The sequence below is a fragment of the Candidatus Skiveiella danica genome, assembly GCF_022705245.1.
GTDB classification, from domain to species: Bacteria; Pseudomonadota; Gammaproteobacteria; order Burkholderiales; family Burkholderiaceae_C; genus Skiveiella; species Skiveiella danica.
In genome coordinates, this window is sequence record NZ_JAKJEW010000185.1 from 1 (window position 1) to 542 (window position 542).

At 70.7% G+C, this 542-nt stretch carries 1 protein-coding gene; it reads left to right on the forward strand.

Translation table 11 applies throughout. From position 1 onward, the window contains the following. Positions 1-15: 15 nt before the first annotated feature. The coding region (locus tag ACMUOY_RS20890) for an aldo/keto reductase (protein WP_413894617.1) at positions 16-542 on the forward strand (527 nt) is incomplete at its 3' end.

Genomic DNA, 542 nt, shown 5'->3' on the forward strand with positions numbered 1-542 from the left:
AGCACCCCTCACGCCATCCCCCGCACCGCCCTCGGCGGCAGCGACCTCCAGGTCAGCCGCATCTGCCTGGGCACCATGACCTTCGGCGAGCAGGTCGACGAGCCCACGGCGCATGCCATCCTCGACCAGGCGGTCGAGCGTGACATCAACTTCATCGACACCGCCGAGATGTACGCGGTGCCGGCCCGGCGCGAGACCTACGGCGCCACCGAGACCATCATCGGCCGCTGGCTGGCCGCCCGCCCGGGCATGCGCCAGCGCATCGTGCTGGCCACCAAGGTGGCCGGGCCGTCGCGCGGCATGCCCTGGGTGCGCGACGGCGCCGACGACCTGCAGCCCGCCCACATCGCCCAGGCCTGTGACGACAGCCTGCGCCGGCTGCAGACCGATGTGATCGACCTGTACCAGATCCACTGGCCCAACCGCAATGCGGCCATCTTCGGTGGCCTGTACCTCGACCCCGCCAAGGACCGGTTCTACACCTCCATCCACGACCAGCTGGCCGCACTGGCCAAGCTGGTGCAGGCCGGCAAGGTGCGCCA